Origin of the sequence: Pantoea sp. GM_Pan_4 (genome assembly GCF_026541005.1) — a bacterium.
GTDB classification, from domain to species: Bacteria; Pseudomonadota; Gammaproteobacteria; order Enterobacterales; family Enterobacteriaceae; genus Pantoea; species Pantoea dispersa.
The window spans coordinates 130,127-151,396 of record NZ_JALNUZ010000010.1; the positions used below are offsets into that span (position 1 = coordinate 130,127).

Sequence of the window (21,270 nt, forward strand, 5' to 3'; positions counted from 1 at the left end):
CTGAGGATTTGATTTGGCCAAAGCGGCAAAACGCGCCTTCGTCTGTAACGAATGCGGCGCTGACTATCCGCGCTGGCAGGGGCAATGCAGCGCCTGTCACGCCTGGAATACCATTACCGAGGTGCGCATTGCCGCCTCGCCTGCGGCCGCGCGCAATGAGCGCCTGAGCGGCTATGCCGGTAGCGCCGGCACCAGCCGGGTGCAGAAGCTGTCGGAGATCAGTCTGGAAGCGCTGCCGCGTTTCTCGACCAGTTTTAAAGAGTTTGACCGCGTGCTGGGCGGTGGCGTGGTGCCGGGCAGCGCGATACTGATTGGCGGTAACCCTGGTGCCGGTAAATCGACGCTGCTGTTGCAGGTGATGTGTAAGCTGGCGGAAGGGATGAAAACCCTGTACGTCACCGGCGAAGAGTCGCTGCAACAGGTAGCGATGCGCGCCCATCGTCTGGGATTACCGACGGAAAACCTCAATATGCTGTCGGAAACCAGCATCGAGCAGATCTGCCTGATCGCCGAGCAGGAGCAGCCGAAGCTGATGGTGATCGACTCGATCCAGGTGATGCACATGGCGGAGATCCAGTCATCGCCGGGCAGCGTGGCGCAGGTGCGGGAAACCGCCGCTTACCTGACGCGCTTCGCCAAGACGCGCGGCGTGGCGATCATCATGGTCGGTCACGTCACCAAAGATGGCTCGCTGGCTGGTCCGAAGGTGCTGGAGCACTGTATCGACTGTTCGGTGCTGCTGGACGGCGATGCCGATTCGCGCTTCCGCACGCTGCGCAGCCACAAAAACCGCTTTGGTGCGGTGAATGAGCTGGGCGTCTTTGCCATGACCGAGCAGGGCATGCGCGAAGTCAGTAACCCGTCTGCTATCTTTTTGTCACGCGGCGATGAGATCACCTCCGGCAGTTCGGTAATGGTGGTCTGGGAGGGCACGCGCCCGCTGCTGGTTGAGATTCAGGCGCTGGTGGACCATTCGATGATGGGCAATCCGCGCCGCGTGGCGGTTGGGCTGGAGCAGAACCGTCTGGCGATTCTGCTGGCGGTGCTGCACCGCCACGGCGGCCTGCAGATGGCCGATCAGGATGTGTTTGTGAACGTGGTCGGCGGCGTCAAAGTCACCGAGACCAGTGCGGACCTGGCGCTGCTGCTGGCGATGGTGTCGAGCCTGCGCGATCGCCCGCTGCCGCAGGATCTGGTGATTTTTGGCGAAGTCGGGCTGGCCGGGGAGATTCGTCCGGTGCCGAGCGGCCAGGAGCGCATTTCCGAAGCGGCCAAGCACGGCTTTAAGCGCGCCATTGTGCCGGCAGGGAATGCGCCGAAGAAGGCGATTGACGGTATGAAGGTGTATAGCGCGAAGAAACTGGCGGACGCGCTGGCGATTCTGGACGAGCTGTAAGGGGAGTTGTTGGGGGGAGGTTTGGCTTGTGGCTCCACCTTTTCCCTCACCCTAACCCTCTCCCGCTTGCGGGAGAGGGAACCGTTCGCAGGGGCGGGAAGTACGGCGTTGATCTGCCATTTACCGCTCTGTTCAGGGTTTTCCCCCTCTCCCGCTTGCGGGAGAGGGGACCGTTCGCAGAGGCGGGAAGTACGGCGTAGATCTGTCATTTATCGCTCTATCCAGGATTTTCCCCCTCTCCCGCGGGCGGGAGAGGGCCGGGGTGAGGGCCCGCGCGCACCATCCCTCTAATTCCATGCAGGAGGCACTACATGTCATCGTTTGACTATCTGAAAACCGCGATTCGCCAGCAGGGACACACATTGCAGCAGGTGGCTGATGCCAGCGGGATGACCAAAGGCTATCTGAGCCAGTTGCTGAATGCCAAAATCAAAAGCCCGAGCGCGCAGAAGCTGGAAGCGCTGCACCGTTTTCTCGGACTGGAATTCCCGCGTCGCGACAAAACCGTGGGCGTGGTGTTCGGGAAGTTCTATCCGCTGCACACCGGTCACATCTACCTGATCCAGCGCGCCTGTAGCCAGGTCGATGAGCTGCACATCATCATGGGCCATGACGATCCGCGCGATCGCCAGCTGTTTGAGAACAGCGCCATGTCGCAGCAGCCCACCATCAGCGATCGTCTGCGCTGGCTGCTGCAGACCTTCAAGTATCAGAAAAATATCCGTATCCATTCGTTCAACGAAGAGGGCATCGAGCCCTATCCGCACGGCTGGGACGTGTGGAGCGCCGGTGTGAAAACCTTCCTCGCGGAGCAGGGTATTGAGCCCGACTGCGTCTATACCAGCGAAGAACCGGATGCGCCGATGTATCAGCAGCATCTGGGCATTCCGGCGGTGGTGATCGATCCGCATCGATCGTTTATGAACATCAGCGGCAGCCAGATTCGTCAGGATCCGTTCCGCTACTGGGAATACATCCCGACTGAAGTGAAGCCGTTCTTCGTGCGCACCGTGGCGGTACTCGGCGGTGAATCGAGCGGTAAATCGACGCTGGTCAATAAGCTGGCCAACATCTTCAACACCACCAGTGCGTGGGAGTATGGCCGCGATTACGTCTTCTCGCACCTCGGCGGCGACGAGATGGCGCTGCAATACTCCGACTACGACAAAATCGCGCTCGGCCAGGCGCAGTACATCGATTTCGCCGTCAAATACGCCAACAAAGTGGCGTTTATCGATACTGACTTTATCACTACCCAGGCGTTCTGCCTTAAGTATGAAGGGCGCGAGCACCCGTTCGTGCAGGCGCTGATCGATGAGTACCGCTTTGACCTGGTGATTCTGCTGGAAAATAATGTGCCGTGGGTGGCCGACGGCCTGCGCAGCCTCGGCAGTTCGATGGATCGCCGCGAGTTCCAGTCGATGCTGGTCACCATGCTGCGTGAAAATCACATTGAATATGTGCACGTCAAAGAGGATGACTACGACACGCGCTTCCTGCGCTGCGTCGAGCTGGTGAAGCAGATGCTGGGCAGCTAGCGCAGCACAACCAAAAAGGCGCCGCGGCGCCTTTTTGTTATCACAGCGATTACTTCGCCATGCGCTTGTACTTGATACGCTTCGGCTCCAGCGCTTCGGCGCCGAGGGTGCGTTTCTTGTACTCTTCGTACTCGGTAAAGTTACCTTCGAAGAACTCCACCTTACCTTCATCCTGATAGTCGATGATGTGGGTGGCGATACGGTCGAGGAACCAGCGGTCGTGCGAGATCACCATCGCGCAGCCCGGGAACTCCAGCAGGGCGTTTTCCAGTGCGCGCAGGGTTTCGATGTCCAGGTCGTTGGTTGGCTCATCGAGCAGCAGCAGGTTGCCGCCCACCTGCAGCAGTTTCGCCAGGTGCAGACGACCACGCTCACCGCCGGACAGTTCGCCGACGCGTTTGCCCTGATCGGTACCCTTGAAGTTGAAGCGACCGACATAAGCGCGGCTCGGCATTTCGGTGTTGCCGATGCGCATAATGTCCTGACCGCCAGAAACTTCTTCCCACACGGTTTTTGAATTATCCATCGCATCGCGGAACTGATCGACCGACGCCAGCTTCACGGTTTCGCCCAGCTCGATGCTGCCGGAATCCGGCTGTTCCTGGCCTGACATCATGCGGAACAGCGTCGATTTACCGGCGCCGTTAGGACCGATGATGCCAACGATGGCGCCTTTCGGCAGCGAGAACGACAGATCGTCAATCAGCACGCGATCGCCATACGCTTTGCTCAGGTTCTTCACTTCCAGCACTTTGTCGCCGAGGCGCGCACCAGGTGGAATGAACAGTTCGTTGGTCTCGTTACGTTTCTGATAATCGGTGTTGTTGAGCTCTTCAAAGCGCGCCAGACGGGCTTTGCCCTTGGACTGACGGCCTTTCGCGCCCTGACGCACCCACTCCAGCTCTTTCTCGATCGATTTGCGACGTGCCGCTTCCTGAGAAGCCTCCTGCGCCAGACGCTGATCTTTCTGCTCCAGCCATGAGGAGTAGTTGCCTTCCCATGGAATCCCTTCACCACGGTCCAGCTCCAGAATCCAGCCGGCAACGTTATCGAGGAAGTAACGGTCGTGGGTGATAGCTACCACGGTGCCTTCGAAGTCGTGCAGGAAACGCTCCAGCCACGCGACGGATTCGGCATCCAGGTGGTTGGTCGGTTCGTCGAGCAGCAGCATGTCTGGCTTTTCCAGCAGCAGACGGCACAGCGCGACGCGGCGGCGTTCACCACCGGACAGGTTCGCGATTTTGGCATCCCACTCCGGCAGACGCATGGCATCGGCAGCGCGGTTCAGCTGGGTTTCCAGGTTGTGCCCGTCGTGTGCCTGGATCACTTCTTCCAGACGGCCCTGCTCAGCGGCCAGCTTGTCGAAGTCGGCATCCGGATCGGCGTACAGCGCGTACACTTCGTCGAGACGCTTCAGCGCGCCAACCACTTCCGCGACGGCTTCTTCCACCGACTCACGCACGGTGTGTTCCGGGTTCAGCTGAGGTTCCTGCGGCAGATAGCCGACTTTGATGCCCGGCTGCGGGCGAGCTTCCCCTTCGATATCTTTATCAATGCCGGCCATGATGCGCAGCAGGGTCGATTTACCCGCGCCGTTCAGGCCGAGTACGCCAATTTTGGCGCCAGGGAAAAAGCTAAGGGAGATATTCTTCAGAATGTGACGCTTCGGCGGAACCACTTTGCCGACGCGATGCATGCTATAGACGAATTGAGCCACGTTGTGATGAGCCTCTTGGTCTGTAATGGGTGGAACGTCAGATGCTGAAGTTTAGCCGTTTTCACCCGGCAATCACAGCCGCATTGCGCGCAATCTTACGCAGCGGCGGAATAATGCTAACCGCAGTGCAGGGTGAGCCTGGCCGCCTGCAGCACGGCGAGCAGCGCGGGCGGAGGCGGGCTGTCGCTGACCAGCATATCAAACAGCGAGAAGTCGCCAATGCGCGCCGGCAGTACCTTGCCGTACTTGCTGCTGTCGCCGACCACGATTTTGGTCTGCGCCCGCTGCAGCGCCAGATGCTTGATGGGCAGTTCATTGAGGTTATAACAGGTGGCACCCTGCGCGGCGTCCATACCGGCGGCAGAGATAAAGGCTTTATTGGGGCAGAGCGCATCCAGCACCGTGACCTGCTCGAGCGGGGTAAACACGGCGTTATCGGCGTGGAATTCGCCGCCGCACAGAATCACCCGACAGCGCGGCTTCTCTTTTAACGCCAGAAAAGTGTTGATCGCGCTGCAGATGGCGGTGAAGGGTAGGTCGTTATCGATCGCTTCGATCACCAGCGGTAACGTGGTGCCGCAGTCGAAAAATACCGTGTCGTTGGCCTGTACCAGCGCGGCAGCCCGCTGTGCCAGCAGACGTTTCTTGCTGACGTTGAGGTTTTGCTGGTCGCTGACAAAATAGTGTGCCACGTTCTGCCGTGGGTCGCGCATCACATAGCCACCCAGCAGCACCACGCCCTGCGTCGCGCCGGTTAAATCGCGGCGGATGGTCATTTCTGACACGCCCAGCAGTTGCGCGGCCTGTTTTAAGTGCAGGGTGTCGCTGTGTTTCAGCGCCTGCGCCAGCTTATTGATTCGTTCGTCGCGGCGGGTTTCCATCAGTAACAGTTCGCTCAACCTTCGCTGCGGCCGGAATGGCCGGGTGGAGGGTAAACATAAGTTTTTTCTTGCAGATTAACAACCTGTCTTCTGCCTGCCCGCCCGCCGCGCGGCTAAATCGCCACCAGCCCGCGCACGCCCTCGCTCTCCATATTCGCACCCGCGCCGCGCTGCACAATTTCGCCGCGCGACATCACCAGATAGCTGTCGGCCAGTTCGGCGGCGAAATCGTAAAACTGCTCAACCAGCAGGATCGCCATGTCACCGCGCTGTGCCAGCTGGCGGATCACCGCACCGATCTCTTTGATCACTGACGGCTGGATCCCTTCGGTCGGCTCATCGAGGATCAACAACTGCGGCTGGCAGGCCAGCGCCCGGCCGATCGCCAGTTGCTGCTGCTGGCCGCCTGACAGATCGCCACCGCGCCGCGTTTTCATCTCGCGCAGCACCGGAAACAGCTGGTAGATCTCCTCCGGTACCCGGCTGGCCTGGGTGCCGGAGAAGCGCGCCAGCCCCATCAGCAGGTTCTCTTCCACCGTCAGACGCGGAAAAATTTCGCGCCCCTGCGGCACGTAAGCAATACCGGCCTGTACGCGCTGGTGGGGCTTGCGCGTGTTAATCAGCTGGTTCTGCCAGCGAACCTCGCCGGATTTGACCGGAATCAGCCCCATCAGACACTTCAGCAGCGTGGTTTTGCCCACGCCGTTGCGCCCCAGCAGGCAGGTTATCTCGCCCGGGCGAGCCTCAAACGACAGACCGCGCAGGATATGGCTGCCGCCGTAATATTGATGCAGTTCTGCTACCTGTAACATCTCAGCGCCCCAGATATACGTCGATAACCCGATCGTCCGCCTGTACCTCGCGCAGCGATCCCTCAGCCAGTACCTGGCCCTGATGCAGTACTGTCACGTGGTCGGCAATGGTTTCCACAAAGCCCATGTCATGTTCCACCACCATCAGTGAGTGCTTGCCCGCCAGGCTGCGGAACAGCTCGGCGGTGTAGTCGGTTTCGGCATCGGTCATGCCGGCTGCCGGTTCGTCCAGCAGCAGCAGGTGCGGCTCCTGCACCAGCAGCATGCCGATTTCGAGGAACTGCTTCTGCCCGTGCGACAGCAGACCCGCCTGCCGCTGGCGTTCGCCGCCGAGCCGCAGCAGTTTCAGCACCTCGTCGATGCGATCGCGCTGCTCGCCGCTAAGCCGGGCGCGCAGGCTGGCCCACACCGATTTATCGTTTTTCAGCGCGATCTCGAGGTTTTCAAACACCGTCAGCGCTTCAAACACCGTGGGTTTCTGAAACTTGCGGCCAATGCCGGCGCGGGCGATTTCGACCGGCGACAGCTGGCGCAGATCGGTATCCTGGTCGTAGAGCACCTGGCCGCTGTCCGGGCGGGTTTTGCCGGTGATCACGTCCATCAGCGTGGTTTTTCCCGCACCGTTCGGGCCGATCACGCAGCGCAGCTCGCCGACGCCGATCTGCAATGACAGATCGGTCAGCGCGCGGAAGCCGTCAAACGAGACGTTGATGTTCTCCAGCAGCAGCACCGGATCGGTTTGCTGGCGATGGCGATCCGCCGGGTGCGGTTGGGTAAACAGTTGCTCAGTCATGACGCCTCCGGCGCAGCAGGCCAATTACGCCATGCGGCAGGAACAGCGTGACCAGGATGAACATCAGGCCCAAGAAAAACAGCCAGTATTCCGGGAAGGCGACGGTGAACCAGCTTTTGGCACCGTTGACGATGGCCGCACCCAGCAGCGGGCCAATCAGCGTGCCGCGTCCACCGAGCGCCACCCAAATCGCCGCTTCAATCGAGTTGGTCGGCGACATTTCACTCGGGTTGATGATGCCGACCTGCGGCACATACAGCGCACCGGCCAGCCCGCACAGCACGGCGGAGAGCGTCCAGACGAACAGCTTGAAACCCTTCGGATCGTAACCAATAAACATCAGGCGGTTTTCCGCATCGCGCACCGCCGTCAGCACGCGACCAAACTTACTGCGCGCCAGGGCAAAGCCCAGCGCCAGGCTGAACAGCAGCAATAGCACGGTCGCGATAAACAGTGCGATACGCGTGCCGGTGGCGGTGACGCTGAAACCGAGCAGGGTAGTAAAACCGGTAAAGCCGTTGTTGCCGCCAAAGCCGGTTTCGTTGCGGAAAAACAGCAGCATGCCAGCGTAAGTCAGCGCCTGCGTCATGATGGAAAAGTAGACGCCTTTGATTCTGGAGCGAAAGGCGAAGAAGCCAAACAGCAGCGCCAGCAGGCCTGGCACCAGCACAATCAGGCACAGCGCCCAGAGAAAGTGCTGGCTGCCGGCCCAGAACCACGGCAGCTCATTCCACGACAGAAACGACATAAACGCCGGCAAACCGCTGCCTGCAGCCTGGCGCATCAGGTACATGCCCATGGCATAGCCGCCGAGGGCAAAAAACAGTCCGTGGCCGAGCGACAGCAGTCCGGCATAGCCCCACACCAGATCCAGCGCTACCGCAACAATCGCATAGCAGAGGATTTTGCCCACCAGCGTCAGCGTATAGGTGGAGATCGCCAGCGGATGGCTGGCGGGCAGCAGGGCGCAGAACGGCAGCACCAGCAGCAGCGCGGTCACGATGACGCCGAGAATCAGGCTGAGGCGCGGCGCTTTGCGCACCACGCGTAAGGTCAGTGGCTGGCTCATCAGTCAATCACCCTCCCTTTAACGGCAAACAGACCCTGGGGACGTTTCTGGATGAACAGCACGATCAGCACGAGGATCAGGATTTTGCCGAGCACCGCACCAATCTGCGGCTCCAGCACTTTGTTGAGGATGCCGAGACCAAAAGCCGCCACTACGGTGCCGGCCAGCTGACCGACGCCGCCGAGCACCACCACGAGGAATGAGTCGATGATGTAGCCCTGACCCAGTTCCGGCCCGACGTTGCCCAACTGCGACAGCGCGACGCCGCCGAGTCCGGCAATGCCGGAACCGAGGCCAAACGCCAGCATATCGATGCGCCCGGTCGGCACGCCGCAGCAGTCCGCCATGGCGCGGTTCTGGGTGACCGCCCGCACATTCAGCCCCAGCCGGGTTTTATTCAGCAGCAGCCAGGTGAGCGCCAGCACCGCGATGACAAACAGGATTACCGCGATGCGGTTATACGGCAGCACCAGATTCGGCAGCAGCTGCCAGCCGCCGGACAGCCAGCCCGGGTTGGCCACTTCGAGGTTCTGCGCGCCAAAAAGCATGCGCACCAGCTGAATCAGCATCAGGCTGATGCCCCAGGTGGCGAGCAGCGTCTCCAGCGGACGACCGTATAAGTGGCGGATGATGGTGCGTTCCAGCAGCATGCCCATCGCGGCGGTGACAGCGAAGGCCACCGGTAGCGCCAGCAGCGGGTACCACGCCAGCCACTGCGGGGCAAACTGCTGGAACAGATTCTGCACCAGCCAGGTGGCGTAGGCGCCGAGCATCAGCATCTCGCCGTGCGCCATGTTGATTACGCCCAGCAGGCCGTAGGTGATCGCCAGGCCGAGCGCGGCCAGCAGCAGAATGGAGCCGAGCGACAGACCGGTAAACGCCTGCCCGAGCCAATCGCCCCACATCAGGCGCTGCCTGATGTGCTGCAGGCTGGCGGCCGCAGCGGCGCGCACCTGCGCATCGGGTTCGTTGCTGACCTGGGTTAGGCGCGTCAGGCTGGCCTGCATCGCCGGATCGCCCGATTCACCGAGCAGCGTGACCGCTTTCAGGCGCAGCGCGGCGTCCGGGCTGGCGAGCTGCAGATTCGCGGCGGCCATCGCCAGCACTGCGCGTACGTTACTGTCCTGCTCGGCGGCAAGGCGCTGTTCAATCAGCGGCAGCTGGTCAGGCGCGGCATCGTTTTGTAACTGTTGCGCTGCGCGCAGGCGAATCGCCGCATCGTCACTCACCAGCTGGTGGGCGGCGAGGGCGCTGGCAATCAGCACGCGCAGCCGGTTGTTCATGAAGAGTTTTTTGGTTTCGCCGTCCGGCTGCCGGGCGCTGTCGAGCGGCAGAAGCTGGTCAGCCTGTTTGCTGAACGGCTGTTTGTTCTGGTCGATAACCACGCTTTCATTGCGCAGCGCCTGCAGCAGCGGCAAGCGGCTGGCCTGCGGCGCCGCAGCCCACTGCTGCAGCAATGTCGCCTGCTGCGTGCGGCTGGCGGCGGCGAAGTCAGCGCCATCACCGGCCTGCGCCAGCCACGGCAGCAGTAACAGCAGGCAGCTGAGAATACGGCGGAGTGTCATGGTGATCATCCTGTTATGGTTAGGTTGGGTGCGGTGTGGCCCTTAGGGGGTAGGGCGTTGTCTGGCCCTCACCCCGGCCCTCTCCCGGAGGGAGAGGGAGAAAAACGGATGAGTGCGGTGCATGGCCCTCACCCCGGCCCTCTCCCGGAGGGAGAGGGAGACGCTGCTACAGGTGAGTTCGGTAGCGGCGTGCTGGCTCGATCGGTTCCCTCTCCCGCCAGCGGGAGAGGGTTAGGGTGAGGGCCAGCGGGCCAGAGGGCGAGGGCCATCAGCCTCCCCTTACTGCGCCGACTTCACCGGATAGTCCGGCTTCTTATCATTCCCGGCGATGTACGGGCTCCACGGCTGGGCGCGTACCGGCTGTTCGGTCTGCCACACCACGTTGAACTGGCCGTTCTCCTCCACTTCACCAATCATCACCGGCTTGTGCAGATGGTGGTTGGTTTTGTCCATGGTCAGCGTGAAGCCGTCCGGTGCTTTGAACGTCTGTCCGGCCATTGCGGCGCGCACTTTGTCCACATCGGTGGTGCCGGCTTTCTCGACCGCCTGCGCCCACATATGCAGGCCGACGTAGGTGGCTTCCATCGGATCGTTGGTCACCACGGTGCTGGCGTTCGGCAGGTTGTGCGCTTTGGCGTAAGCACGGTAGTCGGCCACGAACTTCGCGTTAGTCGGGTTATCCACCGACTCAAAGTAGTTCCACGCCGCCAGCTGACCGACCAGTGGTTTGGTGTCGATACCGCGCAGCTCTTCTTCCCCCACCGAGAAAGCGATCACCGGAATGTCGGTTGCTTTAATGCCCTGGTTCGCCAGCTCTTTGTAGAACGGGACGTTGGAATCACCGTTGATGGTGGAGATCACCGCGGTTTTGCCGCCGGCGGAGAATTTTTTGATATTGGACACGATGGTCTGGTAATCGCTGTAACCAAACGGCGTGTACACCTCTTCGATATCCTTATCCTGTACGCCTTTGCTATGCAGGAAGGCACGCAGAATCTTGTTAGTGGTGCGCGGATAGACGTAGTCGGTGCCGAGCAGGAAGAAGCGTTTGGCGCTGCCGCCATCTTCGCTCATCAGATATTGCACCGCCGGGATCGCCTGCTGGTTCGGCGCGGCGCCGGTGTAGAACACGTTCGGCGACATCTCTTCGCCTTCGTACTGCACCGGATAGAACAGCAGGCCGTTCAGCTCTTCAAACACCGGCAGTACCGATTTGCGCGAGACCGACGTCCAGCAGCCAAACACCACCGCCACTTTGTCCTGAGTCAGCAGCTGGCGCGCTTTTTCGGCGAACAGCGGCCAGTTAGAGGCCGGATCGACCACCACCGGTTCCAGCTTCTTGCCCAGCACACCGCCTTTGGCGTTGATCTCATCGATGGTCATCAGCGCCACATCTTTCAGCGGCGTTTCGGAAATCGCCATGGTGCCGGACAGCGAATGCATAATGCCGACTTTGATGGTGTCTGCCGCCTGTGCGGTAAAGGCGAAGCCCATGCTGGCAACGGTAGCGGAGAGCGCGAAAGCTTTAAGCAACGAACGTCGTTTCATCATTTAAACCCCTAACTGTGTTATCTGTTGTTATTCAATGGGTTGAAGCCGAGCCTGCTGTAACATATGCAACGTAATCTTCCTGACCTCGGCCTTACTGACGGCAATGTGGTCGGTTAAAATGCGCTGTGCCTCCTCGGTGTGTTGCTGAAAAATCGCCCGTAAGATCTGAGCGTGCTCGCGGTACGTGGCATCGACCCGGTCATCCCGCGTGAAGTCGAGACGGCGAATGATGCGGATTTTTTCTGTCAGCTCGGCGTGGATGCGCGCCATCTCCTGATTGCCCGCCGCCGCCACCAGCGCCATGTGAAACGCTTCGTCGTGCGCTGATACCGCTTTGCCATCTTCCAGCCGGGCATCGTCGATCCAGAAGGTTTTCAGCGCGGTCAGGGTTTCCGCGCAGGCCAGCGGCGGCAGCGCGCACAGGCGGCGCACCGCTTCGCGTTCCAGCACGGTGCGGAAGTCGTACAGCTCCTCGAAGTAGGCGAAATCGAACGGCCGCACCTGCCAGCCGCTGCGAAACCACACCTCGACGTAGCCTTCGCGCTCCAGCCAGAACAGCGCCTGACGCACCGGCGTGCGGCTCACCGCCAGCCGCTCGGCGATTTCGTTTTCGCTGAAGCGGTCACCCGGCATCAGACGGAATTCAAAGATGTCCTGCTTCAGCGCCTGATAAACCTTTTCGGCCAGCGCTTCGGGACGGCCTTTGCTGCGGGGCGCGCTACTGTTCATACCTGCTCCTTAAGCCAGCCACAGCAGGGTGTCGCCCGGACTCACCGGACGGCCCGCCTGGCAGGCAATGCGTTTCACCGTGCCGGCCTGCGGCGCGACAATCGCCAGCTCCATCTTCATCGCTTCAACGATGATCAGCGTCTGACCGGCCTGCACCGTATCGCCCGGCGCAACCAGCACTTTCCAGATGTTGCCGTTCATGTCAGCGCACACCGCCAGCGCATCGTCCTCTGCGTCGGCGACCACCAGCGTCTCTTCACTGGTGAGCGGCGCTTCCTGCTCTTCCTGCGCCCACAGCGTGACCTCCTGCTCAAACGCTGCGGCCTGACGTTCACGGAAGGCGCTGATTTCTGGCGCGTTGTCGGCGAGGAACTGCTGATGGGCCGCGAAATCAAACTCGTTCTGCTCGATGCGAATGCGGGCGCGACCGGCGCGGAAATCGTCGCGCAGCTGCGTCAGTTCCGCTTCGCTCACCGGATAGAAACGCACCTGGTCAAAGAAGCGCAGCAGCCAGGGTTCGCCGGCGGCAAACTGATCGTTTTGCAGGAACTTGTTCCAGATGGGCAGCGTGCGCCCCACCAGCTGATAGCCGCCCGGTGAATCCATGCCGTAGATGCACATGTACATACCGCCAATGCCCACCGTGCCTTCGGCGGTAAAGGTCCGCGCCGGGCTGTATTTGGAACTCAGCAGGCGATGGCGCGGATCGATCGGTACCGCGCACGGCGCGCCGAGATAGACATCGCCGAGACCGAGAATCAGATAGCTGGCGGCAAACAGGGTGTCGCGTACCGCTTCGCGGCTCGCCAGTCCATTGATGCGCTGAATGAAGTCAACGTTATTCGGCAGCCACGGCGCGCTGGCGCGAACCGTCTCTTTGTAACGCTCCACCGCGCCGAGCGTGGCGCTGTCTTCAAACGCCATCGGCAGCCAGACGATGCGCGACGGCACTTTCAGCGCGCTGACGTCGCCCAGCCCGGCTTCCAGCTCCAGCAGCAGCGTCATCAGCTGCTGCTGACCGATCACCAGGCTGTCATAGCGCACCTGCAGCGAGCGCACGCCGGGCGACAGCTCTTCGATACCGGGCTCTGCACGCTGGCGCAGCGCCTGCATCAGCAGGTGTACGCGCAGGCGCAGCGCCAGATCCAGCACGTTATCGCCGTACTCAATCAGCACATATTTGTCGCCCGCCTGACGGTAGACCGCCGCAGGCGTGGTGGCGGTCGCCGGCAGCGCCGCTAACAGAGTGGCAGAACCGATGTCGCTCGCCGCCAGCGAAGGCACCGCGAAGGCCGGTGCGTGCTGGCTGCGCAGCGTGGTTACGCTGTGCGCCTGGGCTTTCTCCAGCGCGACCGCTTCGTCGGCGCTGATCGGGTGGAAGCGGATGCGATCGCCCGGTTTGACCTGGCCGACTTTCCACAGCTCGGCTTTGGCGATGGTGACCGGGCAGACGAAGCCACCAAGGCTCGGGCCGTCGTGCGTCAGGATCACCGGGAAGTCACCGGTAAAGTTCACCGCGCCGATGGCGTATTCGCAGTCGTGTACGTTAGACGGATGCAGCCCGGCTTCACCGCCATTGACGCGCGTCCAGCTGGGTTTAGGCCCGACCAGACGGACGCCCAGCCGGTTGGAGTTGTAATGCACCTGCCAGTCGCTGGCAAAGAACTCATCAATGGCGGCCTGGGTGAAGAAATCCGGTGCGCCGTGCGGACCGTACAGCACGCCAATGCGCCATTCGCTGCCGTAGTGCGGCACCAGCGCGCGATCCAATGCTTCGGGTTCGCTGACCGGGGCCGGCGTGGTGCAGGCGGCGAGCGCTGGCTGGGAGATCGGCAGCATGTCGGCGACGCGCAGCGTGCGGCCGGCGTGGCCACCAAACTGGCCCAGCGAGAAGGTGGCGCGGCTGCCGAGATACTCCGGCACATCGAAACCATTACGCACCGCTAAATAGGTGCGGCAGCCGCTCTGCGCGCGGCCCAGCGTCAGGGTTTGTCCGGCTTTCACCGCCACCGGCTGCCAGTAGTCGACCGCGCTGCCGTCGAGATCGGCCGGACAGTCGGCACCGGTCAGCGCAATCAGTGCATCGCTGTGGAAACGCAGCGTCGGGCCCTGCAGGGTGAACTCCAGCCCGGCGGCGCTGGCGTGGTTGCCGACGATACGGTTGGCCAGGCGGAAGGCGAAGTCATCCATCGGGCCGGACGGCGGCACGCCGATGTCCCAGTAGCCCAGGCGGCCGGGAAAGTCCTGAATGCTGCTGAATGTGCCCGGCTGCAGCACTTCGATGACGCTGGCTGCCGGCGTAAAGCCATCAAGGAAGCGCGTCCAGACGTTGCCGCTGCGGAAGGCGTCGGTCGCCACGATCTGACGCAGATAATCGAGATTGGTGGCGATGCCGTGCAGTTGAGTGGCATCGAGCGCCTGCTGCAGCTTCGCCAGCGCGGCGTCGCGCGTTTCGCCATGCACGATCAGTTTGGCTACCATCGGATCGTAAAACGCCGTCACTTCGCTGCCGGTCTCGATCCAGCCGTCGACGCGCACCGCCGGCGGGAAGCTGACGTGGGTTAACACGCCCGGGCTCGGCTGGAAGTTTTTCAGCGGATCTTCGGCGTACAGCCGCACCTCAATCGATGCGCCGTGCGGTGCCTGCTGCAGACGATCCCAGTCGATGGCATCGCCCGCCGCCACCTGCAGCATGCACTCCACCAGGTCAAGGCCGGTGACGCACTCGGTCACCGGATGCTCCACCTGCAGGCGGGTGTTCACTTCGAGGAAATAAAACGCGTCCTGCGCGGCGTCATAGATGTACTCCACGGTGCCGGCGCTGCGGTAATTAACCAGCTCGCCCAGCCGCACCGCTGAAGCCAGCAGCGCTTCACGCGTGGCCTGCGGCAGATTAGGGGCCGGCGTCTCTTCCACCACCTTCTGATTGCGGCGCTGCAGCGAACAGTCGCGTTCGCCCAGCGCAATCACCTTGCCCTTGCCGTCGCCAAAAATCTGCACTTCCACATGGCGCGCGCGGTCGATGCAGCGTTCAAGAAATACGCCGGCATCGCTGAAAAACTGCTCGCCCAGACGGCGCACGCTCTCCCACGCGTTCTCCAGGGCCGTGGCGTCGGCGCAGCGGGTCAGACCGATGCCGCCGCCGCCGGCGGTGCTTTTCAGCATCACCGGATAGCCGATATCTTCCGCCGCGCTGAGTGCGTCCTGCAGCGAGCTGAGCAGCGGCGTGCCCGGCGTCATCGGCACGCCGGCGCTGGCCGCCAGCTCACGGGCGCGATGCTTGAGACCAAATTCGCCGATCTGCTGCGCGGTCGGGCCGACAAACGCGATGCCGGCCTCTTCACAGGCGGCGGCGAACGGCAGGCTCTCGGAGAGAAAACCGTAGCCGGGCCAGATGGCCTGCGCGCCGGCTTGCTGCGCGGCGGCCAGAATTTTGTCGATGCGCAGATAGCTGTCGCTGGCTTTGTCACCGCCGAGGGCGATGGCCACATCGGCTTCGGTAACGTGACGCGCGTTGCGGTCGGCATCGGAATAGACCGCCACGCTGGTTACGCCGAGGCGCTTCAGGGTGCGGATGGCACGACAGGCGATTTCGCCACGGTTAGCAATCAGAACGGTGCTGAACATGATTAGTGATTCCCCTGTGACGTCAGCCAGTTGCGCCAGCCGCCGAATTCAGTGATTTCCAGCGCCTGCGTCAGCGCTGCCGGTTCGCAGATAAAGCCTTTGACGATGCGTCCATCCGCCAGCGTCAGCGAACCGATGCCGAGCGGCGCCGGGATTTCCGCGACGAATTCGCCAAAGCGCGCCAGCGGGATGTCCCACAGTTCGACGGTGATGGCGGCACCGCTGTCGCCGCGTAGCAGGCCGGGCTTTTTGATCGGGCCATCAAGCAGGGCGAACAGGCGATAGTGGCTGGCGGTTTGCGTCTCTTCGACCCACACCGCCTGACGCGTGGTGAGCTGGAAATTCAGCGGCATGCCGGTGAGATGGGCACCGACCACCGCCACGCGCACGTGGTCAGGCGACGGCGGCAGCGCGGCGGGCTGCGGCGGCAGCGCTTTGCCGGTGGCCCCGAGCGGCAGCGCCAGCTGCTGCTGCCAGCGCAGGCCAAACGTCGCCAGCGCGCGGTCGTGCCACGCCGGGGCGATCAGCGTGATGCCCGCGGGCAGCCCATCGGCGCGGAACGGGCCAGGCAGCGCCAGCGCGCTGAGATCGGCCAGGTTCGTGAAGTTGGTATAGGTGCCGAACTGCGAGTTGTAGTGCACCGGCTCCTGCTGCATCTCTTCCAGCGTATGAATGGTGGGCGAGGTCGGCACCACCAGCGCATCGAACCGGGCCAGCGTCTGCTGGATCTGGCGCGTTAGTTCGGCACGCAGGTATTCCGCCTGATACGCCTCGACGGCGCTGTACTGGCGGCCGCTGCTGACGATGCCGTACACCACTGGATCCATCTCTTCCGGGCGGTCGAGCATCTCGCCGACCGCCACGGTGCGCTCGGCGACCCACGGGCCGTAATAGAGCTGCTCCGCCAGTTGGTGGAAAGGGGCGAAGTCGATCGGGTGCAGCGTCGCACCGCCCGCCGTGAGCTGCTCCAGCGCGCTGAGCCACGCCGCTTCCGCCTGCTGGTCACCGTAAAACTGCGGCGCGGCAGGGATCGCCAGCGACGGCTGCGGCTGGAAACTGGCCGGTGCGCTGCGCGGAGAGTGGCGCGCATAGGCATCATCGGCGTCGTAGCCGCCCGCGATGCTGGCGACGCTAAAGGCGTCGGCAACCGTCAGGGCAAACACCGAGATGGTGTCATTGAGGCGGCAGGCCGGTACCACACCGCTGGCCGAGAACCAGCCTTTGGTCGGCTTCAGCCCGACGATATTGTTAAAACCTGCCGGCACGCGGCCGGAGCCGGCGGTATCGGTGCCGAGCGAGAAGCCGACCAGGCCGCGCGCCAGCACAGACGCGGAGCCGGAGCTGGAGCCGCCGCTGACGTAGGCTGGATTAAAGGTGTTGCTCACCGCGCCATACGGCGAGCGGGTGCCAACCAGACCGGTCGCGTACTGGTCGAGGTTGGTTTTACCGATGACGATAGCGCCTGCCGCTTTCAGCCTGGCCACCACGAAGGCATCGGCCGCGGCCTGATACGTCAGCGCCGGGCAGGCGGCGGTGGTCGGCCAGCCTGCCACGTCGATGTTGTCTTTGACGGCAAACGGCACGCCAAACAGCGGCAGCGCGGCCGGATTGCGCTGATACGCCGCCAGCAGCGGTTCAACCTGCACCAGCAGCTGGGCCGGCGAAGCGAGGTACAGCCAGGCATTATCCTGGTTATCGAGTGCGTCGAGATGTGCGGCCAGCAGTGCAGGGATCTGCTGTGCATCCTGCTGTGCGCAACGTTGCCAATCCTGAAGCGTAAAACCGAAGGTCGATGCCATGAGTGAATTCCAGCTGGTATACAAGATGGCATTCAACAGAGCAAAGCACGTGCCAGAGTTGTAACTGAATGAAAACGCGTAGCTATTTGATGGGTAATAAGTTTTTCTGATGATTATTTGCACAATTGCGGCGCAGGCGCTGAACAATCACGGTGCGCCTGGGTAAATTTTGTGAAGAACGTGGCAAGAGCCGGTTGGCCTGGTTAGCATGAAGGGAGTCCGGCATAAGCTGGAGCGCAGCAATGAGGAGAGCGGAGTGGAGAAGTGGCGTAACTGGATGATAGGGATCTGTCTGGTCAGCACGGCCGGCAGCGTGTGGGCCGATTCGCTGGATCAGCAACGACAGCGCTATGCGCAGATCAAACAGGCCTGGGACAACAAACAGATGGACCAGGTTGAGCAGCTGATGCCAACGCTGCAGGATTATCCGCTCTATCCGTACCTGCAGTACCGCCTGCTGGCGCAGGATCTCGATCAGGAGACCGGGCTGGCGGTGAAAAACTTTATTCAGCAGTATCCGACGCTGCCGCCGGCGCGTTCGCTGCAGACGCGCTTTGTTAACGTGCTGGCGCACCGCCAGGACTGGCCGGGCGTGCTCAGCTTCAGCCCGGATGAGCCAAAGCCGGTGCAGGCGCGCTGTAACTGGTACTACGCCAAATGGGCGACCGGTCAGCAGCAGGCGGCGTTTGACGGGGCCAAAGCCATCTGGCTGCGCGGCACAGCGTTACCGAACGACTGCGACAAGCTGTTCTCGGTGTGGCAGGCGTCAGGGCAGCTGTCGCCGATCACCATCCTCGAACGCATCCGCCTGGCGATGAAAGCCGGCAACGACAGCCTGGTTAATTACCTGGCGAAAATGCTGCCGGCGGATTATCAAACCACCGCCAGCGCGCTGATTGCGCTACAGCAAAATCCCCAGACCGTCACCACTTTTGCCAGCACCCTCGGCCCGACCGATTTTACCCGCATGGCCACCAGCTACGCCTTTGCCCGCGTGGCGCGTCAGGATATGGACAACGCGCGCATGATGATCCCGCAGCTGGTTCAGGCGCAGAAGATGAGTCCGGCGGAAGAGCAGGATCTGAAAGAGACGGTGGTGTGGCGCATGATGGGTGCCGATCTCACCTCGGAGCAGGCGCGCTGGCGCGATGCGGTGGTGATGAACAGCGAATCCACCGCGCTGATTGAGCGGCGCGTGCGGCTGGCGCTGAGTGAAAACGACCGTCGCGGCCTGAACACCTGGATTGCCCGGCTGCCGGTGGAAGCCAAAGAGAAAGATGAGTGGCAGTACTGGCAGGCCGATTTACTGATGGCGCAGGGGCGCAAAGAGGAAGCGGATGAGATTCTGCGTAAGCTGATGCAGCAGCGCGGCTTCTATCCGATGGTGGCGGCACAGCGGCTGGGCGTCGAGTATCCGCTGCAGGTGGATCAGGCCCCGGCGGCGGACAATAGCGTGGTGCAGGGGCCGGAGATGGCGCGCGTGCGCGAGCTGATGTACTGGGGGCTGGATAACCTGGCGCGCAGCGAGTGGGCCAACCTGATCAGCAGCAAAACTCATACCCAGCAGCAGATGCTGGCGCGCTACGCCAATGAACAGGACTGGTGGGATCTTAGCGTGCAGGCCACCATCACCGCGAAAATGTGGGACAGCCTGAAAGAGCGTTTCCCGCTGGCGTGGCGCAATCTGTATCAGCAATACACCAGCGATAAAGGCATCACGCCAAGCTACGCCATGGCGATTTCCCGCCAGGAGAGCGCGTGGAACCCGAAAGCGCGCTCACCGGTTGGCGCCAGTGGCCTGATGCAGGTGATGCCGGGCACCGCCAGCCATACCGTGAAGATGTACAACATTCCGGGCTACGTTAACAGCAGCCAGCTGCTCGATCCGCAGACCAATATTCAGATTGGTACGCAGTATCTGGAGTATGTCTATCAGCAGTTTGGTCAGAACCGCATCTTCTCTTCTGCCGCCTATAATGCCGGCCCGGGGCGGGTGCGCAGCTGGCTGAATATCAGCGGCGGCAAACTGGATGCGGTGGCGTTTATCGAAACCATTCCCTTCTCGGAAACCCGCGGCTACGTGAAAAACGTGCTGGCCTACGATGCCTATTACCGCTACTTCATGGGCAAGCCGGATAAGATTCTCGCCGACGGCGAGTGGAATCGCCGTTACTGACTGTGTTATGCTTCCGTACTCGTTAATGAGTACGGAAGCCTTCATGAGCCAACCCCTTTCCCCGCAGCCGGTTGAAGACAACTGGCTGCGTTTCATCGACCTGATGCACAACGCGTTTTCCGATGACGTAGCGCTGCCACTGCTGCAGCTGATGATGACGCCGGATGAGCGCGAAGCCTTAGGCACGCGCCTGCGCATTATCGAAGCGTTGATCAACGGTGATATCAGTCAGCGCGAGCTGAAAAACGAATTGGGCGTCGGGATTGCCACCATCACCCGCGGATCCAATAGCCTGAAAGAGGCGCCGCCCGAGCTGAAACGCTGGCTGGAAGCGCGCCTCGGGCGAAGCTGATTACTGCTGATACAGCGGGTGAGTGAACGGACAGAGCGCTAGAATCAGGGCCTGATGATAGACGCTGGAGCGGCTCAGCAGGCCGTGGGTGAAGGCGCCAATCGCACCGCCCTTGTGTTTGATATTCTCTACGCCGGTTAAGCGCGCCATTTCGTCACCGAGCTCATGCCCGGCAGCCAGACCGGCCATCACCACCGGCGGCAGCGTAAAGCTGGCAGAGCGGGATTCGCCGCGCTGCTGCGCATTCTCCACCACCATCCAGGCAAAGGCGCAGTCGCCTTCGATGCCCGCTTCAATCGCCACCCAGTAATCCGCCTGTGGCCGCACATGACGCGCGTTCGCCACACGCTGGCGTGCGCCAGTTCGCGTTTCGGCATCGCTTAAGGGCTGCGCGGCGACGCCGCTCTCGACCTCGACCCCTTCAATATGGCAGGATCCTTCGCCGAAAACGTCGTTGAACGCCTGAGCAATTGCGCGGATTTTTGCCGGATTGATGGTGGCTGCGACAACATGGTACATAATTACCTGAACCCTCAAGACAAATTTGTCGCAGTATAACGGAAATTAAGCATGTTACAGGTCTATCTTGTTCGTCACGGTGAAACGGTTTGGAATGCGGCCCGACGCATTCAGGGGCAGTCCGACAGTCCGCTGACGGATAAAGGTGAGCAGCAGGCGCATCAGGTGGGCGAGCGCGTGAAATCGCTGGGCATTACTCACGTGATTGCCAGCGATTTAGGACGTACCCGGCGCACCGCGGAGATTATTGCTGATGCTTGCGGTTGTACGGTGACGCTCGATGCCCGCCTGCGCGAGCTCAATATGGGCTGTCTGGAGCAGCGTCCGCTCGACGGCCTGACGGCGGAAGAGGAGAGCTGGCGTAAAGCGCTGGTGGATGGCACCGAAGGCGGCCGGATTCCGGGCGGAGAGTCGATGGAAGAGATGGCGACGCGCATGCATGCCGCGCTCAATGCCTGTCTCGATCTGCCGGCGGGTAGCCGTCCGCTGCTGGTGAGCCACGGCATGGCGCTGGGCGTGCTGGTGAGTACCATTCTCGGGCTGCCGGCCCATGCGGAGCGCCGTTTGCGTCTGCGTAACTGCTCGATTTCGCGCGTCGATCATCAGCAAAGCGCCTGGCTCGCCGCCGGCTGGGTGGTGGAGACGGCCGGTGATGTGTCGCATCTGGATGCCCCGGCGCTGGATGAGCTGCAGCGTTAATCGCGGTAGCGCATGGCGCAGAATGACCGCGTATCGGTGCGCATGAA

Annotated in this window: 16 protein-coding genes; 5 read left to right on the forward strand and 11 right to left on the reverse strand. The window is 62.0% G+C overall.

Annotation, left to right across the window (positions count from 1 at the left end; translation table 11 throughout):
- The first annotated feature begins 13 nt into the window (after nt 1–13).
- Nucleotides 14–1,396: a DNA repair protein RadA gene (gene radA, locus OXR61_RS18565; RefSeq protein ID WP_021506810.1), complete on the forward strand. Its 1,383-nt coding sequence runs from the start codon at nt 14–16 to the stop codon at nt 1,394–1,396.
- 311 nt (nt 1,397–1,707) lie between these two features.
- The gene (nadR, locus tag OXR61_RS18570; RefSeq protein ID WP_010618490.1) at nt 1,708–2,934 is read left to right on the forward strand and encodes a multifunctional transcriptional regulator/nicotinamide-nucleotide adenylyltransferase/ribosylnicotinamide kinase NadR; all 1,227 of its coding nucleotides are present in this window, start codon (nt 1,708–1,710) and stop codon (nt 2,932–2,934) included.
- A gap of 49 nt (nt 2,935–2,983) precedes the next feature.
- On the opposite strand, the gene ettA is transcribed toward nadR, so the two are convergent.
- The 10 genes from ettA to atzF form a co-directional block, all read right to left on the reverse strand.
- On the reverse strand, nt 2,984–4,651 hold the full coding sequence (gene ettA, locus OXR61_RS18575) for an energy-dependent translational throttle protein EttA (RefSeq protein ID WP_071813584.1): 1,668 nt from the start codon (nt 4,649–4,651) through the stop codon (nt 2,984–2,986).
- Between the two features lie 116 nt (nt 4,652–4,767).
- Nucleotides 4,768–5,532 (reverse strand): DNA-binding transcriptional repressor DeoR, encoded by a 765-nt coding sequence (deoR, locus tag OXR61_RS18580; protein ID WP_040679620.1) that lies wholly within the window; start codon nt 5,530–5,532, stop codon nt 4,768–4,770.
- A 113-nt stretch (nt 5,533–5,645) separates the two neighbouring features.
- Nucleotides 5,646–6,344: an urea ABC transporter ATP-binding subunit UrtE gene (urtE, locus tag OXR61_RS18585; protein WP_021506813.1), complete on the reverse strand. Its 699-nt coding sequence runs from the start codon at nt 6,342–6,344 to the stop codon at nt 5,646–5,648.
- A gap of 1 nt (nt 6,345) precedes the next feature.
- Complete coding sequence (urtD, locus tag OXR61_RS18590; protein ID WP_021506814.1) at nt 6,346–7,137, reverse strand: urea ABC transporter ATP-binding protein UrtD; 792 nt, start codon at nt 7,135–7,137, stop codon at nt 6,346–6,348.
- Entirely contained in the window at nt 7,130–8,206 is a 1,077-nt protein-coding gene (urtC, locus tag OXR61_RS18595; RefSeq protein ID WP_021506815.1) for an urea ABC transporter permease subunit UrtC, read from the reverse strand. Before urtC ends, urtD begins: the two co-directional genes overlap by 8 nt.
- A complete protein-coding gene (urtB, locus tag OXR61_RS18600; protein WP_021506816.1) occupies nt 8,206–9,771 on the reverse strand; it encodes an urea ABC transporter permease subunit UrtB in 1,566 nt (521 codons plus the stop codon). The genes urtC and urtB overlap by 1 nt, the downstream gene beginning before the upstream one ends.
- Before the next feature lie 279 nt (nt 9,772–10,050).
- Nucleotides 10,051–11,319 carry an urea ABC transporter substrate-binding protein gene (gene urtA / locus OXR61_RS18605; RefSeq protein ID WP_031279577.1) on the reverse strand — a complete coding sequence of 423 codons (1,269 nt, stop codon included), beginning with the start codon at nt 11,317–11,319 and terminating at the stop codon, nt 10,051–10,053.
- Between the two features lie 30 nt (nt 11,320–11,349).
- On the reverse strand, nt 11,350–12,051 hold the full coding sequence (locus OXR61_RS18610; RefSeq protein WP_021506818.1) for a GntR family transcriptional regulator: 702 nt from the start codon (nt 12,049–12,051) through the stop codon (nt 11,350–11,352).
- Between the two features lie 9 nt (nt 12,052–12,060).
- Nucleotides 12,061–15,678: an urea carboxylase gene (gene uca, locus OXR61_RS18615; protein WP_021506819.1), complete on the reverse strand. Its 3,618-nt coding sequence runs from the start codon at nt 15,676–15,678 to the stop codon at nt 12,061–12,063.
- A 2-nt stretch (nt 15,679–15,680) separates the two neighbouring features.
- Entirely contained in the window at nt 15,681–17,477 is a 1,797-nt protein-coding gene (gene atzF, locus OXR61_RS18620) for an allophanate hydrolase (protein WP_267412516.1), read from the reverse strand.
- 256 nt (nt 17,478–17,733) lie between these two features.
- On the opposite strand from atzF, the gene sltY reads away from it, so the two are divergent.
- The gene (gene sltY, locus OXR61_RS18625) at nt 17,734–19,653 is read left to right on the forward strand and encodes a murein transglycosylase (RefSeq protein ID WP_021508684.1); all 1,920 of its coding nucleotides are present in this window, start codon (nt 17,734–17,736) and stop codon (nt 19,651–19,653) included.
- 43 nt (nt 19,654–19,696) lie between these two features.
- Nucleotides 19,697–20,005: a trp operon repressor gene (trpR, locus tag OXR61_RS18630; protein ID WP_021508685.1), complete on the forward strand. Its 309-nt coding sequence runs from the start codon at nt 19,697–19,699 to the stop codon at nt 20,003–20,005.
- Here trpR and yjjX read toward each other — a convergent pair whose 3' ends face one another.
- Nucleotides 20,006–20,524: an inosine/xanthosine triphosphatase gene (yjjX, locus tag OXR61_RS18635; RefSeq protein ID WP_021508686.1), complete on the reverse strand. Its 519-nt coding sequence runs from the start codon at nt 20,522–20,524 to the stop codon at nt 20,006–20,008.
- A gap of 51 nt (nt 20,525–20,575) precedes the next feature.
- Between yjjX and gpmB the strand changes: the two genes are divergently transcribed.
- Nucleotides 20,576–21,223 carry a 2,3-diphosphoglycerate-dependent phosphoglycerate mutase GpmB gene (gpmB, locus tag OXR61_RS18640; protein WP_021508687.1) on the forward strand — a complete coding sequence of 216 codons (648 nt, stop codon included), beginning with the start codon at nt 20,576–20,578 and terminating at the stop codon, nt 21,221–21,223.
- The last annotated feature ends 47 nt before the right edge of the window (nt 21,224–21,270 follow it).